The organism is Sulfitobacter sp. 1A13353 (assembly GCF_043557255.1).
Classification (GTDB): Bacteria; Pseudomonadota; Alphaproteobacteria; order Rhodobacterales; family Rhodobacteraceae; genus Sulfitobacter; species Sulfitobacter faviae.
In genome coordinates this window covers 226,639-245,708 of the sequence record NZ_JBIFFS010000002.1, presented here as the reverse complement: position 1 = coordinate 245,708, position 19,070 = coordinate 226,639, and the positions used below count along the sequence as shown (strand labels likewise).

The 19,070-nt window shown below is 65.9% G+C and carries 10 protein-coding genes; 9 read left to right on the top strand and 1 reads right to left on the bottom strand.

What is annotated here, in order from left to right:
• Positions 1-127 precede the first annotated feature (127 nt).
• Genes ACGYLO_RS04865 through ACGYLO_RS04850 form a run of 4 tightly spaced genes read left to right on the top strand, consistent with a single transcriptional unit; the run spans position 128 to position 3,799 of the window.
• Positions 128-712 (top strand): heme NO-binding domain-containing protein, encoded by a 585-nt coding sequence (locus ACGYLO_RS04865; protein WP_271687847.1) that lies wholly within the window; start codon positions 128-130, stop codon positions 710-712.
• On the top strand, positions 709-1,734 hold the full coding sequence (locus ACGYLO_RS04860; protein ID WP_271687846.1) for a GGDEF domain-containing protein: 1,026 nt from the start codon (positions 709-711) through the stop codon (positions 1,732-1,734). The genes ACGYLO_RS04865 and ACGYLO_RS04860 overlap by 4 nt, the downstream gene beginning before the upstream one ends.
• Before the next feature lie 44 nt (positions 1,735-1,778).
• Positions 1,779-2,870, top strand: a complete 1,092-nt coding sequence (locus tag ACGYLO_RS04855; protein WP_271687844.1) for a glycosyltransferase family 2 protein — start codon at positions 1,779-1,781, stop codon at positions 2,868-2,870.
• On the top strand, positions 2,867-3,799 hold the full coding sequence (locus ACGYLO_RS04850) for a glycosyltransferase family 2 protein (RefSeq protein WP_271687843.1): 933 nt from the start codon (positions 2,867-2,869) through the stop codon (positions 3,797-3,799). Before ACGYLO_RS04855 ends, ACGYLO_RS04850 begins: the two co-directional genes overlap by 4 nt.
• A 3-nt stretch (positions 3,800-3,802) precedes the next feature.
• Here ACGYLO_RS04850 and ACGYLO_RS04845 read toward each other — a convergent pair whose 3' ends face one another.
• The gene (locus ACGYLO_RS04845; RefSeq protein ID WP_271687842.1) at positions 3,803-4,549 is read right to left on the bottom strand and encodes a WecB/TagA/CpsF family glycosyltransferase; all 747 of its coding nucleotides are present in this window, start codon (positions 4,547-4,549) and stop codon (positions 3,803-3,805) included.
• 150 nt (positions 4,550-4,699) lie between these two features.
• Here ACGYLO_RS04845 and ACGYLO_RS04840 point away from each other — a divergent pair, with 150 nt between their 5' ends.
• From ACGYLO_RS04840 to ACGYLO_RS04820, 5 genes are all read left to right on the top strand, one after another.
• A complete protein-coding gene (locus ACGYLO_RS04840; protein ID WP_271687841.1) occupies positions 4,700-6,193 on the top strand; it encodes a hypothetical protein in 1,494 nt (497 codons plus the stop codon).
• 169 nt (positions 6,194-6,362) lie between these two features.
• Complete coding sequence (locus tag ACGYLO_RS04835; protein WP_394376363.1) at positions 6,363-12,797, top strand: type I polyketide synthase; 6,435 nt, start codon at positions 6,363-6,365, stop codon at positions 12,795-12,797.
• Entirely contained in the window at positions 12,797-13,804 is a 1,008-nt protein-coding gene (locus ACGYLO_RS04830; protein ID WP_271687839.1) for a glycosyltransferase family 2 protein, read from the top strand. Before ACGYLO_RS04835 ends, ACGYLO_RS04830 begins: the two co-directional genes overlap by 1 nt.
• The gene (locus ACGYLO_RS04825; RefSeq protein WP_271687838.1) at positions 13,804-18,387 is read left to right on the top strand and encodes a MupA/Atu3671 family FMN-dependent luciferase-like monooxygenase; all 4,584 of its coding nucleotides are present in this window, start codon (positions 13,804-13,806) and stop codon (positions 18,385-18,387) included. Before ACGYLO_RS04830 ends, ACGYLO_RS04825 begins: the two co-directional genes overlap by 1 nt.
• Positions 18,368-19,069 carry a 4'-phosphopantetheinyl transferase gene (locus tag ACGYLO_RS04820; protein ID WP_271687837.1) on the top strand — a complete coding sequence of 234 codons (702 nt, stop codon included), beginning with the start codon at positions 18,368-18,370 and terminating at the stop codon, positions 19,067-19,069. The genes ACGYLO_RS04825 and ACGYLO_RS04820 overlap by 20 nt, the downstream gene beginning before the upstream one ends.
• Position 19,070 lies beyond the last annotated feature (1 nt).

The window sequence follows — 19,070 nt, the reverse complement described above, 5'->3', positions numbered from 1 at the left end:
GCGGCGGTTCCGCGCGCGGCGCGGGGCGGGGCGGGGCCAAGGCAATTTCCCGACAACTGTATTCATCAGGTCAATCTTAACCACTGCCCCCGCAATCTGGGGTTGGGAAAATGGGAATGAGGCAATCATGCACGGGCTTATCAACCGCAGCATACAAAACTACTTTTGCGCGAACTACGGGCAGAGGCTCTGGGCCGATGTGGCCGCGCGGGCCGGGTTGGATTTCACCGAATTCGAGGCGATGCTGACCTATCCGGATCACGTCACCCCGGCGGTGCTCGAAGCGGTCTGTGCCGTGCTGGACCGGCCCCTGGCCGAGGTGATGGAGGATGTCGGCACCTTTCTCGTGGCGCAGCCGGGCTATGAGGCTGTGCGGCGCTTGCTACGGTTCGGCGGGGTCAGCTTCAGCGATTTCCTGCAATCGCTCGACGATCTGCCGGACCGGACCCGCCTTGCCCTATCGGAACTGCATCTGCCCCCGGTCGAACTGCGCGAAGACCCTGATGGCCAATATTCCCTGATCTGTGAGGCGCCGCTGGTGGGATACGGCTATCTGATGATGGGCGTTCTGCGGGCCATGGCCGACGACTATGGCGCGCTGGTGCTGCTGGAACATTGCGGGCGATCCGAAGGCGCCGAGGCGTTGAAGATCATTCTGGTCGAAGCCGAATTCTCCGAAGGGCGCCGGTTTGAGCTTGGGGCGCGGGCATGAGTGGCGCAGGCCACGATCCGGCGGTTCTGGACAAGCTCTGCCCGATGCATCTGCTGCTCTCGGCCAGCGGCAGAATTCGCCACGCTGGGCCCACGATCCAGAAGTTGCGCCCGCAGGCGCCGCTGGCGGGGCGGCGGTTTCTGGATACGGTCACCGTCAAACGGCCCCGTGGCATAGCGGGAATGGAAGACCTGCGCCGGGCCGCCGGGGTCAAACTACACCTCGCCTTTCGCGATGCGCCGCGAACCGAGTTGAAGGGCCTGCTGGTGCCGCTGGGGGATCGGCGGTTGATCGTGAACCTCTCTTTCGGGATTTCGATTTTCGACGGGGTGCAGGACTATGCGCTGACCAATGCGGATTTCGCCGCCACCGATCTGGCGATCGAGATGTTGTACCTGATGGAGGCGAAATCCGCCGCGATGGAAGCCTCGCGCCGTTTGAACCTGCGTCTGCAAGAGGCGCGGATCGCGGCGGAGGAACAGGCCTTTACCGATACGCTGACGGGGCTGAAAAACCGGCGCGCGCTCAACGCGGTGCTGGAGCGGTTGATCACCGCCGGTGAGGGGTTTGCCGTGATGCATGTCGATCTCGACTATTTCAAAGCGGTGAACGACCGTTTGGGCCATGCGGCGGGCGATCATGTGCTGCAAGTCGTCGCCCGGATCATGCAGCAAGAGACGCGCAGCTCTGACATGGTGGTGCGTTTGGGCGGGGATGAGTTCACCGTGGTTCTACCCGATGTGCGCAGCGAGGGCATCCTGCGCGGGATCGGCCAGCGGATCATCGACCGGCTGGAAGAGCCCATTCATTTCAAGGGCGAGGTCTGCAAAGTCTCCGCCAGCATCGGCACGGTCTGGATTCAGCGGGGGGACCGGCGATCGCGCGACGTGGTCTTGGCCAATGCCGATGCCGCGCTCTATGCCTCGAAACACGCAGGCCGGGCGCGGCATACCTTCTTTGACCCGGCCCTGCGTGCGAGGGGCGGGATGGTCGCCGCACCTGTCGAAAAGGGCGGCGGCTAATCGCTCGGGGGCGCTGCGGGGCAGGGCGGAAGGGCACGGGGACAGTGGACCGCGCAGAGCGGCTGGCGTATCACAAGGGCATGAAATCGCCCCTGCATCTGTTCCGCCGCCTGCGCCAACGCCTGATCAACGCCCGCCGTCGCGCGCGCTTTGCCGCTTCCTTGCAGCATCTGCATGGGCCGAGCAAACTCGACACCGCCCCGGGCGAGGTGGTGCTGATCGCCTTGGTGCGCGACGGCAGCTATTACCTCGACGCTTTCTTTCGCCATTACCGCGCGATGGGGGTGCAGCATTTCGTCTTTATCGACAACGGCTCACGCGATGACACCATCGCCCGGATCAAGGCCCAAAAGGGCACGGTGATCGACCGTTGCACCCTGCCATTGGCCGAATACGAAGACCTGATCCGCCAATACCCCGCGCAGACCTATGGTAAGGACCGCTGGTGTCTCTATGTCGATATGGACGAGATTTTCGATTTCGAAGGGCGCAGCCAGATCGGCATCAAGGGGCTGACCGCCTATCTCGACCGACAGGGCTATACCGCCTTGGCCGCGCAAATGCTTGAGATGTTTCCCAAAACCAGCCTCGCGGCGGCGGCGGGGATGCCCTACAAACAGGCGCTGCAATCCTTCCTTTATTACGACATCAGCGCGGTGCGCAAAATCGATTACCACAGCCCAGAGATTCCGTTTTCCGCCCTGCTGGCAGACAACGAACTTTCCAACGACGCAGTGAAATTCGCCTTCGGCGGCGTGCGTGGCAAGGTCTTTGGCGAAGACTGCTGCCTGACGAAACATCCGCTGATTTTCAATGGGACAGAGGTCACGCCCGCGCCGCATCCGCATCTCTCTTCGGGGGTGCGGGTGGCGGATATGACGGCGGTGATCAAACACTATAAATTCGCCAATGACGCCGCCGCGCGGGATGCCGAGACGCTGGGCGCGGGCAACCTGTCTCACGGCGAGGATGCGCGGCGGATGGCGGTGATCGGGCAGAACCCCGATGTCTCGCTCTTCTCGCTGGACGCGCGGCGCTGGAACCGGGTCGAACTTCTCTATCGCGCGGGCTTTCTGGTGCCGTCGGAGGCCTATAGCGCCCATGTCGCCGCTTGGCGTGAAGAGCATGCCGCATGAGCATCGGTGCTGTCGTCATCGGCCGGAATGAGGGCGCGCGGTTGGAGCGGTCCTTGCAAGGACTGGCAGGGCAGGTGACGCAGATCGTCTATGTCGACAGCGGCTCGACCGATGGCTCGGTCGCCATGGCGCGGGGGCTGGGGGCCGAGGTGATCGAGCTTGACATGCAGCAGCCCTTCACCGCCGCGCGGGCGCGCAATGCGGGCATGGCGGCATTGGGTGAGGGGATCACGCTGGTGCAGTTCCTTGACGGGGATTGCATCCTTCGAGACGGTTGGCTGGCGGTGGCGGAGGCCCATCTGAGCGCTCATCCGCAGGTTGCCGTGGTCTGCGGCAGGCGGCGTGAGGAAAACCCCGAGACCTCTGTCTACAACAGGCTGATCGACCGCGAATGGGATACGCCCGTGGGCGAGGCGCGCGCCTGTGGCGGTGACGCGCTGATGCGGTTGGAGGCGCTGCGCGCCCTGGGCGGCTACCGGGCCGAGATGATCGCCGGGGAAGAGCCGGAGCTTTGCCAAAGGCTGCGCCGCGCGGGCTGGCAGATATGGCGGCTCGACGCCGAGATGACATGGCACGACGCGCAGATCACAAAGGTTGGCCAGTGGTGGTGGCGCAGCCTGCGTGCGGGCCATGCCTTTGCCGAAGGAGCCGCGCTGCATGGCCGCGGGCCGGATCGGCATTGGGTGGCCGAAACGCGCCGCGCGCTGCTCTGGGGGGCGCTTCTGCCCGCCGTGATCCTGCTCTTGGCGCTGATGCTCCCTTGGGCCGGGCTTGGGCTGGCTCTGATCTATCCGCTGCAACTGTTGCGGTTGATGCGGCGGGGCGGGGCGGCTTGGGGCTTCTTCACCCTGCTGGGCAAATTTCCCGAAGCCTTGGGCGTGCTCAAATACCACATGCGCCGCGACGGGCGGATCATCGAATACCGCTGAGGGCTAGCGCGCCCGCCATGCTGCAAGAGTCAACCGCGGCAGGATCGCGAAACAACGGGCATAGCGCGGCACCATCCGCGCCGGGCTTTGCATAGCCCGCCAAAGCCACTCCAAAGCCAGCATCCGCATCCATTTCGGCGCGCGGCGCTGCCGCCCGGCGAGGAAGTCCAACCCCGCCCCGATCGAGGCAAAGCCAACCCCCGGCGCTATGTCGCGCCCGCGAGCGGCAAGGATTTCTTGCTTAGGCGCGCCAAGGGCCAGAAAACACAGGCGCGCGCCGCTTTGGGCGATCTCCCGCAGGGCGGTATCCGCCTCGGCACTTTCGGGGTCAAAGCCCATGGGCGGGGCGGCGATATGGCATATCTCCAACCCCGGCAGGCGGGTCCGCAGGGCCACTGCGGCCCCTTGCAGCGCGTCTTTATCGCTGCCGAAAAAGGCGACAGGCAGCGAGTGTGCGGCGGCCAATTCGCAAAGCGGAAGGATCAGATCGGAGCCGGGCATCAGCTCGACCGGCTGTTTGGCGAGTTGCGAGAGCCAGACCACGGGGCGGCCATCGGCCACGATGAAATCCTGCGCGCGATAGGCGGCGGCGAAGCCCGCATCGCGGGGCAATTTGGTCAGATGGTCGAGGTTAAGCGTGGCAAGGGCGAATCCCTGACCCGTGGCAAAGCGGGCGCGCAGGGCCTGAAACAATGCGGCCCGCGTCGCCACATTGACCTCCACGGCGGCAGTGCCCGTGCCATACTTCATGCCGCGCCTTCCGCTGTCGCACCACCACGGGCAGGCGAATGAGCATAAACTGCGCGATCTATTCCATTGATTTCATGTGCCATCTGTCAGCCACGCCCGCACCAAAGTGAACCTGCGGCAAAACTAGCGGGATGACAGGGCTGGGGCCAGATGGTATTTTCGCCCGGCCCCATCCTGCCGCGCCCCGACGCGGCTTTCGCGAAGGACGTCATGCCAAATCCCGTCGCCTATCTGATGTTGCTGATCTGGCCCTTCGTCTGTCTGGCCCTGTTTCGCAACCTGCCGCTCCAGCGGGCGCTGATCTGGTCGATCCTCGGCGGCTATCTGTTCCTGCCCCCGCTGGCGGAGTTCAACCTGCCGCTGGTGCCGGGGCTCGACAAAGTGTCGATCCCGAACCTGAGCGTTTTGCTGATCATCTGGCTGGGCAGGCAGGAGAAATTGCAGCTTTGGCCCGCCTCCCGTGTGGCGGGGCTTTTGGTGCTGGGGCTGGTCTTTTCGGCGGTGCCCACGGTGCTGACCAATGGCGATCCGATCCTGTTTCAGTCGATCCGCGGCTTTGAGCCGATCCTTTTCCCCGTCGACACGCTGCCGGGGCTTTCGATCCGGGACATCGGGTCGGTGTTGATCGGGCAGGTGCTGATGCTGGTGCCCTTCCTGCTGGCGCGGCAGTTCCTTGCGGATGAAAAGGGGCTGCGGGAATTGCTCTTGGCCTTCATGGTAGGCGGGGTGATCTACTCCGTGCCTTCGCTGTTCGAGATCCGTTTTTCACCGCAGCTCAACACATGGATCTACGGGTTCTTCCAGCACTCCTTTGAACAGATGATGCGCAATGGGGGCTTTCGCCCCATCGTGTTTCTGCCCCATGCGCTGTGGCTGGCGCTGTTTATGTGTATCGCGCTGCTGTCGGCGGTGGCGCTGGCGCGGCAGACCCCGGTGATCGACCGCTGGAAGATGCTCTTGCTGGCGGCCTATCTCGCCGTGGTTCTGCTGCTGTGCAAAAGCCTTGCCTCGCTGGCCTATGCGCTGCTTTTGGTGCCGATGGTGCTGCTGACCCCGGCGCGGTGGCAGATCCGTCTGGCGGTGGTCTTTGCCATCGTGGCGGTGATCTATCCGATGCTGCGCAATGCCGGTCTGGTGCCGCTCGATGCGATCCTTGCACAGGCCGAGGCGATCAGCGCGGACCGGGCGCAATCGCTTGGCTACCGCTTTATGAACGAAGAGCAACTGTTGGCACGGGCCGCCGAGAAACCGTGGTTCGGCTGGGGCGGATGGGGGCGCAACCTGATCCGCGATGCGACGAACGGCAATATCCTGTCGATCCCCGATGGCCGCTGGATCATCGTTTTCGGCACTTTCGGCTGGCTGGGCTACCTATGCGAGATGGGCCTTCTGGCGCTGCCGATCATCCTCGTGGGGCTGCACCTCTACCGGATGGGCGATGCGGGCCTATCCCCATGGCTCGCACCGCTGCTTTTGATCCTTGGCATTACCATGATGGACATGTTGCTTAATGCCACGCTGACGCCGCTTACTTGGCTCACGGCTGGGGCGATCCTTGGCCATGCCGAAGGGTTGGCGGCGGCGCGCAAGGGGCGGAACAGGATCGACGCCCCCGCGTTGAACGCAAAGCGGACGGTTTTCTAAACCGCGTCCCATTCACGGCGCTGTGAAGTGATTTGGGCCGAAAGTGACCCTAGGGCACGTTATCGGCTCATTTTCGCCAGATTTGCCTGTTGTATGCTTCACCCGAAGCTTAAATTGAACCTCAAGGGTGCCGCACTCTGGCCAAGCGGGCGGTGGGACATGTGTCGCAATGAATAGCACGGACAACACTCTTTCGCGCGGTGACATCGCGATCGTCGGCATGTCGGTGACGGTGCCGGGCGCCGAAGGGATAGACGCCTATTGGGCGAACCTGCGCGACGGGGTGAGCGCGCTCAAGCACCGCGAGGCGGCAGAGCTGCGCGCCGCCGGAGAGAGCGCCGAGCGGATGGCCCGGCCAAACTATGTGCCCGTCACCGCCGATATGCCCGGCTATGACATGTTCGATGCGGAGTTCTTTGGCTTTTCGCCAAAAGACGCCGCCATCCTCGACCCGCAGCACCGCAAGTTTCTTGAGATCGCTTGGGAGGCGATGGAACAGGCGGGGCATATGCCCGAAAGCCTCTCCGGCCCGGTGGGCGTCTATGCCGGCTGCGGCATGGGGAGCTATTTTTATTTCAACATCTGCTCGAACCCAGACCTCGTCGACGATGTGGGCATGTTCCTGCTGCGCCATACCGGGAACGACAAGGATTTCCTCTCGACCCGGGTGAGCCATGTGCTTGACCTCAAAGGTCCGTCGATCAACCTGCAAACCGCCTGTTCGACCTCGCTGGTGGCGATCCACTACGCGGCCCAAGCGCTGCGCGCGGGTGAGATCGACATGGCGCTCGCAGGCGGGGTGACGATCGAACTGCCGCAGGGGCGCGGCTATGAATTCAAGGAAAACGAGATCCTTTCGCCCGACGGCGAATGCCACGCTTTCGACCACCGCGCGCAGGGCACCGTCTTTGGCTCCGGCGCGGGCGCCGTGGCGCTCAGACGGTTGGAGGATGCCATCGCCGATGGTGACCACATCTGGGCGGTCATCAAAGGCTCGGCGGTGAACAACGACGGGGCGGCAAAGGCGGGCTATCTGGCACCTTCGGTGGACGGGCAGACCGCCGCCATTGCCCGCGCGCTCGATGATGCGGGCGTGGCGGCGCAGAGCATCGGCATGGTCGAATGCCACGGCACCGGCACCTATCTGGGCGACCCGATCGAGGTGGCCGCGCTGACCCAAGCCTACCGCGCCGAGACGCAGGCCGAAGATTTCTGCCGCATCGGATCGGTCAAGACCAACATCGGCCATCTCGACACCGCGGCGGGGGTGGCGGGGCTGGCCAAGGCGGCGCTGTCGCTGCACCACCAGCAGATCCCGCCCTCGCTAGGCTATGAAGCGCCGAACCCGGCGATCCCTTTTGAGGGCTCGCCCTTCCGCGTCAATGACCGGCTCTATGACTGGCCCGGGCAAAACACCCCGCGCCGCGCTGCCGTCAATGCGCTTGGCGTGGGCGGCACCAATGCGCATATGATCTTGGAAGAGGCACCGGCCCGCGCGGCCTCGGAAGACAGCGATTTCCCTTTCCATGTGCTCTGCCTTTCGGGGCGCAGCAAAGCGGCCTTGGACGCCAATAGCGCCGCGCTCGCGGCACATCTGCGCGCCCATCCCGAACAGCCTTTGGCCGATGTGGCTTTCACCCTGAAAGAGGGCCGTCGCGGTTTTGACAAACGCCGCGTCTTGGTGGCCGAAAGCCATGAGGAAGCCGCGGCCCTGCTGGAGGCGGGCGACAGCCGCCGTGTCTTTACCCATGACCACCTCGGCCCTGATCCCGAAGTCGTTTTCATGTTCCCCGGCGGCGGCGCGCAATATGCCGATATGGCCCGCGATCTTTACGAGACCGAGCCGGTCTTTGCCGAATGGATGGACCGGGGGCTGGACCATCTGGCCCCGCAACTCGACTACGACATTCGCGCGATCTGGCTGCCGGAGGCTGAGGGCCGCGCAGCAGCCGAGGCCAAGCTGAAACGCCCCTCGGTGCAACTGCCGCTGATCATGATCGTTGAATATGCGCTGGCGCAGCTTTGGCTGTCTTGGGGCGTGAAACCCGCCGCAATGGTCGGGCATTCCATGGGCGAGAATGTCGCCGCCTGCCTTACCGGGGTGATGCGCTTTGAGGACTGTATCGACCTTGTGCTGCTGCGCGGGCAGTTGTTTGACGAGGTGCCGTCGGGCGGGATGATCAGCATTGCCGCGCCGCTGGACCGGATCACGCCGCTTCTGGGCGAGGCCCTTGATATCGCCAGCGTGAACGGCCCGGAACTGATCGCCGTTTCCGGCCCCGAAGACGCGCTAAAGGCGCTGCAAGAGCGGCTCGACGCCGCCGGTCTTGACCATCAGCGCATCGCCATCGACATCGCCGCGCACTCGCGGATGTTGGACCCGATCCTTGACCGATACCGCGCCTTCCTCGCCACGCTTGACCTGCGCGCGCCGCAGATGCCCTTCCTGTCGAACCGCAGCGGCGAGGTGATCACGGCGCAGATGGCGACGGACCCCGATTATTGGGTCGAACAGCTCCGTCACACGGTGAATTTCGCGAATTGCATCAACACTTTGAGCCGCGATGCGCCGCGGGTTTTCCTTGAGGTCGGGCCGGGCAAGGCGCTTTCCGCCTTGGCGCAGATGCACGCGGATGTGGCCCCGGGGCAGGTGATGTCTTCGCTGCGCCACCCCGAGCAAGAGATCGCGGATGATGCCTATTTCCTCGGGGTGATCGGGCGGCTCTGGGCCTGCGGGGTCGAGGCTGATTGGGCGCAGATTTGGGGCGAGGCACGGCGCAACCGCGTGGTGCTGCCGACCTATCAATTCCAACGCGCGCGCTATTTCATCGCGCCGGGTGAGGCGGCGGCGCGCCCTGCCGAGCAACCGCTGCAACGGCTGGAGGATATCGGCGACTGGGGCGCGCTGCCGCATTGGCAACCGCGCTATGCCGAACGGGATTTGGACCTGTCCGGCCCGCTGAACTGGCTTGTCTTTGCCGATACGGCGGGGCTGGGGGCCGAGGCGGCGGCACGGTTGCGGGCCGAAGGGCACCGGGTGGCAGAGGTCACGGCGGGGGATGCCTTTGACCGCGTCAGCGCCGATCATTTCACGCTTGCCGCCGAACAGGGGCGGTCAGGCTATGACCAGTTGATCGCAGCGCTTGAGGCCGATGGGCGGAGGCCCGACCGGATCGCGCATTTCTGGCTGACCGATGATCAGGCCGCCCCGCGCCCCGGCTCCAGCCGGTTTGACCGCAACGTCGAACAGGGGTTCTGGAGCCTGACGTGGCTCGCCCAGTCCTTGGCCGAGGCCGAGAACCCCGCGCCGATGCACCTCAGCGTCTTCACAACCGGTGCCGCGCAGGTGGCAGAGGAGGGGCTGGCCTACCCCGAAAAAACGCTCATTTCCGGCCCCGTCGGGGTCATGGCGCGCGAGGTGCCGGGGCTGACGGCGGCGCAGATTGACCTGCCCGAGGCCGCCCCTGTCGCGCTTTCCGGGTGGTTCGCGAAGCCGGTGACGCCCGCGCCGGTGATTGACCCCTCGGACCTAATCGAAGAGCTTTTGGCGACCCCCGCCAACCCCCAAGTCGCCCATCGTGCTGGCCGCCGCTATGAGTTGGGCTACCGCGCCGCCGCGCTGCCCGAGGCTGATCTGCCGGGCTGGAAGTCACAGGGAAGCTACCTCATCACCGGCGGTTTCGGGGGCATCGGCATGACCCTCGCGGCGGATATTCTTGACACGCCCGGCACCCGCGTGATCCTGCTGAGCCGCGCGGCCCTCCCGATGCGCCATGAATGGGAAAGCTACCTTGCCAGCCACGGCCCGGCTGATGCCACAGCGCGCCGCCTGCGGGCTGTCCTGCGGCTTGAGGCCAAGGCGGCGCAATCGGGCGGCGCGGTCGAAGTGGCCCGCGCGGATGTCGCCAACCTTGCGCAGATGCGCCGGGTGATCGACGACCTGGCCGCGCGCCACGGCGGGCTGACGGGGGTGATCCATGCCGCGGGGGTGCTGGATGACGCGCCGCTTTTGGCCAAAACGGATGCGAATATCGACGCGGTGCTTGCGCCCAAGGTGCAGGGGCTGCGGGTCTTGGATCAACTGCTGCCCGATGGCACGCTCGACCTCATGGTGCTCTTTTCCTCGACCTCCACCGCGACCCGCGCGGCGGGGCAGGTGGATTATGTGGCGGCCAATGCCTGGCTCAACGCCTTTGCCCAATCGCGGCGCGCGGCGCAGACCCGCGTGGTGGCGGTGAACTGGGGCGTTTGGGCCGATGTCGGCATGGCGGCAGAAAGCCTTGGCGGCGGCGGTGCCGTGGCGCTGCCGGCCCGCCCGATCAAGGCGGCGCTGCTGGAAACCGCCGGGTCGGGCGAGAGCGGCGCGCCCGAATTCACGACCGAGGTTGCAGCCTCGCATTGGCTGCTTGACCAACACCGCACCTTGGATGGCCGCGCGATCATGCCCGGCACGGGCTATATCGAGCTTTTGGCCGAAGCGGCGGCGGCCCAAGGGCTAGGCGGCTTCACCCTGCAAGACCTCTATTTCCTGCGCCCCCTGCCGCTGGCCGATGGGGCGCGGCGCAGGATCAAGATCACCCTGACCCCGGAGGGCAAAGGTTTCGCCGCCGAGTTGCACAGCGCTTGCGTGGTCAACGGCAAGCCTGCGTGGCAGTTGCATGTCCAAGCGCGGCTGTCTCGGGCGGGCGACAGTGCCGAATCGCTTGACCTCGCGGCCATCGCCGCCCGTTGCGAGGATGTGGCCGAGGCCGCCCCCGGGCGCCATCTGCCCGCGGTTCAAGAAGCGCATTTGAAGTTCGGCCCGCGCTGGCATGTGCTGCAATGCACCGCCCTCGGGCAGGGTGAGGGCATCGCCACGTTGCACCTGCCCGAGGCAGCACAGGGTGATCTGACCGATGGCTACCTGATGCACCCCGGTCTGATGGATATCGCCACCGGCTGGGCCATGGCGCTGATCCCCAGCTATGCCGCGCGCCACCTTTGGGTGCCGCTGTCCTATGGGGAGATCACGCTCCACGCCCCGCTGCCTGCCGAAGTCCGCTCGCATGTCCGGCTGGCCGAGGGCACGGGGGCCGAGGGTTTGGCCCGTTTCGACGTGACGATCACCGATCCGCAGGGCATGGTTCTGGTCGAGGTTCGCGATTTCGCGATGAAGCGGCTCGAAGGGGCCTTTGCCGATGTGCCCCCGCCCGACGCCCGCGAAGTGATCTTTGAGGATGCCGACAACAGCGAGAGCCTCAGCCCCGCCGAAGAGCGTCTGGCCCGTCTGGTGCGCCAAGGCATCCGCGCGCAGGAGGGGCCAGAGGCGCTGCGCCGCGCGCTGGCGCTGGAGGCACCGCAGGTCATGGTCTCTCCGCTGCCCTTGCAAGGGCTGATCGCGCAGGCCGATGCGCCGCTGACCGATGCCGCCGCCCAAGGGCAGAGCTTTGAGCGGCCCGATCTCGACGGCTCCTTCGTGGCCCCGCGCAATGGGATCGAAGAGAGATTGGCCGAGATTTGGTCGAACCTTTTGGGTGTCAGCCCCGTGGGGGTCGAGGACAGTTTCTTTGACCTCGGCGGCCATTCCCTGATCGCGGTGCGCCTCTTCGCGGCGGTCAAACGTGAGTTCAAGGTGGAGTTCCCGATCTCCGTCCTTTTCGAAGCGCCGACCATCGCCAAATGCGCAGCCCTGATCGCGGCGGAACGCGGGGATCTGGCGCAGGCGGAGGCGGTCGAGACAGACGCGGCGGGCTCGCAACAGCGCTTTGACTACCTGGTGCCGCTCAACCAGTCCTCGCAGAACGCGACGCCGCTGTTCGTGGTCGCAGGGATGTTCGGCAATGTGCTGAACCTGCGCCACCTTGCCTTGCCGTTTAGCAATGAGCGCCCGGTCTATGGGGTGCAGGCCCGTGGGCTGATCGGGGACGCGGCCCCCCATGAAGAGGTGCAAGCCGCCGCGGCGGATTACATCGCCGAAATCCGCGCCTTGCAGCCCCAAGGGCCTTATTTGCTGGCCGGATACTCCGGCGGCGGGATCACGGCCTATGAGATGGCGCAGCAGTTGAAAGCCGCGGGGCAGGAGGTGGCCGTTCTTGCGATGCTCGACACGCCGTTGCCCGTACGCCCGTCGCTCAGCAAGATCGACAAGGCGCATATCAAGCTGGCCGAACTGCGGCGCAAAGGCCCGGTCTATCTGCTGGAATGGGCGCGCAACCGCTGGGCGTGGGAGCGTGAGCGGCGCCGGGCGCCGCAAGAGACGAGCGGCGAGGGCGAGGGGGTTTCCTTTAACAGCCTGCGCATTCAGGCGGCGTTCCTCCGCGCGGTGGGACGGTATGAAACCCCGCAGTGGGACGGGCCGATGACCCTGTTCCGCCCGCCGCTGGATCGGCATTGGGCGGTCTCTGACGGGCAGTATGTCACGGCGGAAAAGGAATATGTCTATGAGGACAACCAGTGGCGGCAATACGCGCCGCGCTTGCAGGTGATCGAAGTGCCGGGCGATCACGTCAGCATGGTGCTGGCCCCGAATGTGACCGTGCTGGCCCAAGAACTGGCCGAGGTGATTGTGGCAGCCCTGCCCGAAGGCGCAGGCCAAGACCACACCCAAGCCACGGCGGCGGAATGATGCAAAAACCGCCCCGCCTTCTGGTCGTCATCCTCAATTACCGCACCGCAGAGATGACCCTGCGCGCGGCTGAGGCCGCATTGGCCGATATGCCCGATGCGGGTGCCGAATTGGTGATCGTCGACAATGACAGCGGCGATGGCTCTGCCGCGCTACTGGCGCAGGAGATCGCCGCGCGGGGCTGGGGCGCGGGCAACCGGGTGCGGCTGATCGCATCGCCCCGCAACGGCGGCTTTGGCGCGGGCAACAACTTGGCCATGCGGGCGGGAATGTCGGACGGGTCCGCGCCGGATTTCGTGCATGTGGTGAACTCGGATGCCTTCCTCGATCGCGGCTGTATCGGGGCGCTCTTGGACCACCTGCAAAACCACCCCCGCGCCGGATTGGCCGGAAGCCATGTGCGCGGGGAGGATGATGTGCCTCATGCGACTGCCTTTCGTTTCCCCTCAGCCGCCGGAGAGTTGGAGGCCGCTGCGCGCTTTGGCCCGCTGACGCGGCTGCTCTCTGCCTCGGTCGTGGCGCCGCCCCTGCCTGAAAAGGCGGCGCAGGTCGATTGGGTGGCCGGTGCCAGCGTCATGATGCGGTGGGACATGCTGGCCGAGATCGGCCTCTTCGACGAAGCCTATTTCCTCTATTACGAAGAAACCGACCTTTGCCTTCGGGCCGCGCGGGCGGGTTGGGACTGCTGGTATGTCCCGCAGGCGCGCTGCGTGCATGTCGGCTCGGTCTCCACCGGGATGAAGGAATGGCGGCGCATGCCGCGCTATTGGTTCGACAGCCGCCACCGCTATTTCGCCAAGAACCATGGCCGCGCCTATGCGGCACTGGCCACGCTCGCCCGGCTTGCCGGGGGCGGGTTGCACCATCTGCGCTGCCTGCTCACCGGGCGCCGCCCGGAAGACGCGCCGGGTTTCTATCGCGACCTTGCGGCCCATGCGCGCACCGCGCGGCGCGCGGCCCCCGCCGTTCAAGACCCAAGCCGTAGCCCCGCCACGGAGGACCGTTGATGACCGTCAGCTTCAAGACAGACCCGTTCACCGCCTTCCTGATGGGCGACGAATCCCTGACCATCGCCTGCGGCGACATGCTGCTGGCGGGCGGGCACCGGATCGCTGCCGTGATCACCCGCGACGACGCGGTGCGCGCTTGGGCCGAGGGGCAGGGGCTGGCGCTTTGCCGCGATGCCGAGGAACTCTTGCCGATGGGGCTGTCCGCCGACTGGCTGTTAAGCATCGCCAACCTGCGGCTGATCCCCGACACGGTTCTGGCGCTGCCCAAACGCGGGGCGGTCAACTTTCACGATGGTCCGCTGCCGCGCTATGCCGGGCTCAACACACCCGCTTGGGCAATCATCAATGGCGAGGCGCGGCATGGGGTCAGTTGGCATCTGATCGAGACCGGCGTCGATACCGGCGACCTACTGGCGCAGCGCAAGGTTGATATCGCAGCCGATGAGACGGCCTTTAGCCTCAACTCCAAATGCTACGCCGCCGGGATGGAAAGCTTTGGCGAGGTTCTGGCCCAGTTGGAAAGCGGCAGCCTGCAAGGCACCGCCCAAGACCTGAGCCAGCGCAGCTATTTCGCGAAGGACAAACGGCCCGAGAACGGCGGGCTGATCGATTTTACCAAAACGGCGGAGGAGATCGGTGCGCTGGCCCGCGGCCTTGATTTCGGAAGCTATTGGAACCCGCTGACCACGGCGAAAATCCTAGGCGCGGATGGCGCGGTGCTGGCCGTGTCCCGCGTGGAACGCGCGGCGGGGCAGGGCGGCACGCCCGGCGAGGTTGTCGAGGTCGACGAGGCGCGGGTGATCGTGGCGGCGCAGGACGGGCATATCGCCCTCCATGACCTGCGCGATATGGCGGGCGAAAGCGTTGCACCTGCGCAGTTTTTCGCCCCCGGGGATATGTTGCCCCAGACGGCAGGCCCGGTTCCCGCTCCGGCTGATGAGGTATATTGGCGGCGCGCTCTGACCAGCTTCGACGCGCTGCCGGTCCCCTTGGCCACCGCAACCGAAACGCCGGAGGCATGGGTGGCGCGGGAGATCACCTTGCCGCAGGGAAGCGACCCGTTGCACCAAGTCGCCGCCGCCGCCCTCGTCGCGCTGCGCAGCGCCGGGGCCACCGAAGGCGGCATCGCCATGCGGCGTAAAGGCGCGCCCGCGCTGCTCATCGCCGATTGGCTGCCGATCACCATCTCGGCAGAGGCGGAGACACCGGTGGCGGAACTGCTGGCTCAGTTGGACCCGCAACTTACCCGCGCGAAAGATGCCGTCGGTTTCGCCCGCGACCTGCCGCTGCGCGATCCGGCGATTGATGTGGCTGCCACTCCGGAGTTCGCGATCTCCTTTGACGATGAACCGCTTGCGGGGTCGGCGCTGACCCTCTGCCTCACACCACAGGGCGCGCGGCTTTTTGCCGACGGTGCGCGGCTGTCCGACGCCGCGGTCGACCTCCTCGCCGCACGCCTTGAGGCGGCCTTTGCCAAGATCATCGAGGCCTCGGACTGCGGCACCGTCTGGGCGCTCCCAGAGACTGAGGCGCAGACCTTGGCCCGCGTCAACGCGACGACGCGCGCCTATGACCCCCACACCATCCACGCCGCTTTCGAGGCGCAGGTGGAGCGCACCCCCGACGCGCCCGCGCTGGTCTTTGAAGGTGAGACGCTGAGCTACGCCGCATTGAACACCCGCGCCAACCAATTGGCGCATCTGCTGCGCGATAGGGGGGCGGGGCCGGGGATGCCGGTGGCGCTTTGCGTCGCACGGGGCGTAGACCTGCTGGTCGGCACGCTTGGCATTTTGAAAGCCGGGGCCGCCTATGTGCCGCTTGATCCGGCCTATCCGGCAGACCGTCTGGCGCACTACCTCTCAGACAGCGGCGCATCTATTGTGGTCGCGCAATCGGCCCTCACCGCCAGCCTGCCCGCGCATGGCGCGCAGGTGGTTGAGATCGACCGCGACCCGCGCCTTGCCACGGCACCGAGGGCGAACCCCGCCGCCAGCGCCGGGCCGGATGACCTCGCCTATCTGATCTACACCTCCGGCTCGACCGGGACGCCCAAGGGGGTGATGGTCAGCCATGGCAATGTGGCGAATTTCTTTGCCGGGATGGACGACCGGATCGACCATGAGGCGGGGGCGGTCTGGCTTGCCGTGACAAGCCTCAGCTTCGACATTTCGGTGTTGGAACTGTTTTGGACCCTCGCGCGGGGGTTCAAACTGGTGCTGGCGGGCGATGACAGCCGGGCGCTCATGTCGAACGGCCCAATTGCCACGAGCGACCGCAGGATCGACTTTAACCTGTTCTATTGGGGCAATGACGATGGTGTCGGCCCCAAGAAATACGAACTGCTTCTTGAAGGGGCGAAATTCGCCGACGCCCACGGGTTCAACGCGGTCTGGACGCCCGAGCGGCACTTTCATGCCTTTGGCGGCCCTTACCCCAACCCCTCCGTCACCGGCGCGGCGGTGGCGGCGGTGACGCAGAACCTCGACGTGCGGGCAGGGTCTTGCGTGGCGCCGCTGCACCATCCCGCACGGATTGCCGAGGAATGGGCGGTGATCGACAATCTGACCAATGGGCGCGTCGGTCTCGCCATTGCCAGCGGCTGGCAGCCCGACGATTTCGTGCTGCGCCCCGAGAACACGCCGCCCGAAAACAAGCCCGCGATGTATGACGCCATCGACCAGCTGCGCAGGCTCTGGGCCGGGGAGCCGGTAGAGTTCCCCCGCGCCGATGGCATGCCCCACGCGGTGGTGACCCAGCCGCGCCCCGTCTCTGACAAACTGCCGATCTGGGTGACCACGGCGGGCAATCCGCAGACTTGGAAGGAAGCGGGGGAGATCGGGGCGAACGTGCTGACCCACCTACTGGGGCAGTCGGTGGAGGAGGTTGCCGAGAAGATCAAGATTTACCATGACGCCCTGCGCGCGGCGGGCCATGATCCGGCGGGCCATCGGGTTACCGTCATGCTGCACAGCTATCTCGCCGCCACCCGGGCCGAGGCCGAAGAGACGGCGCGCGGGCCGATGAAGGACTACCTGCGCTCGGCGGCGGGGTTGATCAAACAATACGCATGGGCCTTCCCGGCCTTCAAGAAACCGGCGGGGACGACGAACCCGTTTGAGATCGACCTCGAAGGTCTCTCGCCCGAGGAAATGGATGCGATCCTTGAGTTTGCCTTTCAGCGCTATTTCAACGACAGCGGCATGTTCGGCACCGTGGCCGATGGTCTGGCGCGAGCCGAGCAGCTCAAGCGGATCGGCGTGGATGAGATCGCCTGTCTGATCGACTATGGCATTCCGACCGACAAGGTGATGGCGGGGCTTGCCCCCTTGGCCGAGGTGTTGCACCGCGCCAATGCGGGCGGGCAACCGGCGGCGGATGACCACTCCATCGCCGCGCAGATCATCCGCCACGGGGTGACCCATCTGCAATGCACGCCTTCGATGGCGCAGATGATGGTGATGAACGACGAGGCGCGCGGCGCTTTGGCGCGGATCAAATCGCTGATGATCGGGGGGGAGGCGCTGCCCGGCACCCTGCTGCGCACCCTGCGCGGTGCGACCTCGGCGCAGATCCAGAACATGTATGGCCCGACCGAGACGACGATCTGGTCCACGACCCATATGCTCGACAGTGCCGAGGCCACCACCGCGCCCATCGGCAGGCCAATTGCCAATACGCAGGTTCATATCCTCGACCCCGCGCGGCAGCCGCTGCCCATCGGTGCTTCGGGGGAGCTTTGGATCGGGGGCGATGGCGTCACGCAGGGCTATTGGCAACGGGCCGAGATGACAGCGGCGCGTTTCATCGACGATCCTTTCACCGGCAGGGGCCACCTTTACGGCACGGGCGATCTGGTGCGGATGGACGCCGAGGGCGTGCTGCATTTCGAGGGCCGCGCCGATGCGCAGGTCAAGATACGCGGCCATCGGATTGAGCTGGGCGAGGTTGAGGCGCGTCTCGCCGAATTGCCGGGCGTGCGCCAAGCCGTGGCGGTGCTGCGCGAGGATGCCGGGCAGGGTGGCGCGCAGTTGATCGGCTATGTGGTCGCGGAAAAGACGGTTGATAGCGACGCCGCGCGGCGGCAATTGGCCGCGCATCTGCCCGATATCATGGTGCCGCAGGCCATCGTCACCCTCTCTGCCATGCCGCTGACGCCGAACAAGAAAATCGACCGCAAGGCGCTGCCCGCCCCGATCCGACAAAGCGCGCCGACCCCTGCCGCGCCGCAGGCCGAGACGCCCGCGGGCGGCAGCCAAGCGGCGATCGCGCAGGTCTGGAGCGCGCTTTTGGGGCTAGGGGACATTCGCGGCGAGGATAACTTCTTTGCCCTCGGCGGCCACTCGCTGCTGGCGGTACAGGCGCATCGCGACATCAAGGCGGCTTTGGACGTCAGCGCGCTGTCGATCACCGATATCTTCCGTTTCCCTACCCTTGCCGGACTGGCGGCACATATCGACGGGCTGGGGGGCAAGACCGCCGCACCGGCCAAGGCACCCTCCGCCGCCGAGACGCCCGCACGGTCCGAGACCATGTCGAAACGTCGCCTCATGCGGGCCGCGCGTGGCCGCGGGCGGGGGTGAGGTGACGACGGAGGGCGAGATCAGGGCGGCTGTTCAGGCTATTTTCGATCTGCCGGTCGCCGTCGCTGTGACCCGCCCCGGCAGAGCCTATCCGCCCTTGCTGGCGGGCGAAGCCGCCCTCATCGCACGGGCACAGCCAAAACGGGTCGCCGAGTTTACCGCCGGACGCCACGCCGCGCGGGAGGCGATGCAGGCGCTTGGCCATCCGCCCGCGCCGGTGCTGGCCAGCGCCGACCGCGCGCCGATTTGGCCACCCGCCCTGACCGGCTCAATCAGCCACTGTGACGACTGGTGCATCGCGGTTCTGGCGCGCAGGGCAGAGGTGGAGACCCTCGGCGTCGACATCGAAGACGACAGCCCACTGCCCGCAGACCTGCTCACCGAAATCTGCCTTCCGGCGGAAATCACCCGCCTCGGCGGCGCGGACCTAGCGGCTGCGAAACGCATCTTTTGCGCCAAGGAGGCGGCCTATAAGGCGCAGTACCCAGCGACCAAGGCGCTTTTTGGCTTTGATCGGCTTGAGGTCACCCTATCTGGCGGTAATACCACCTTCGACGCGCGATTTACCCAAGACACAGAGGGCTTTAGCCGCGGCGATAAGCTGCCGGGGCGGATCGCGTCGGTGGCGGGCCACCTTGTCAGCGGGGTGGCGATTGGGCAGATTGATCGCAAAGGAGCTTGAT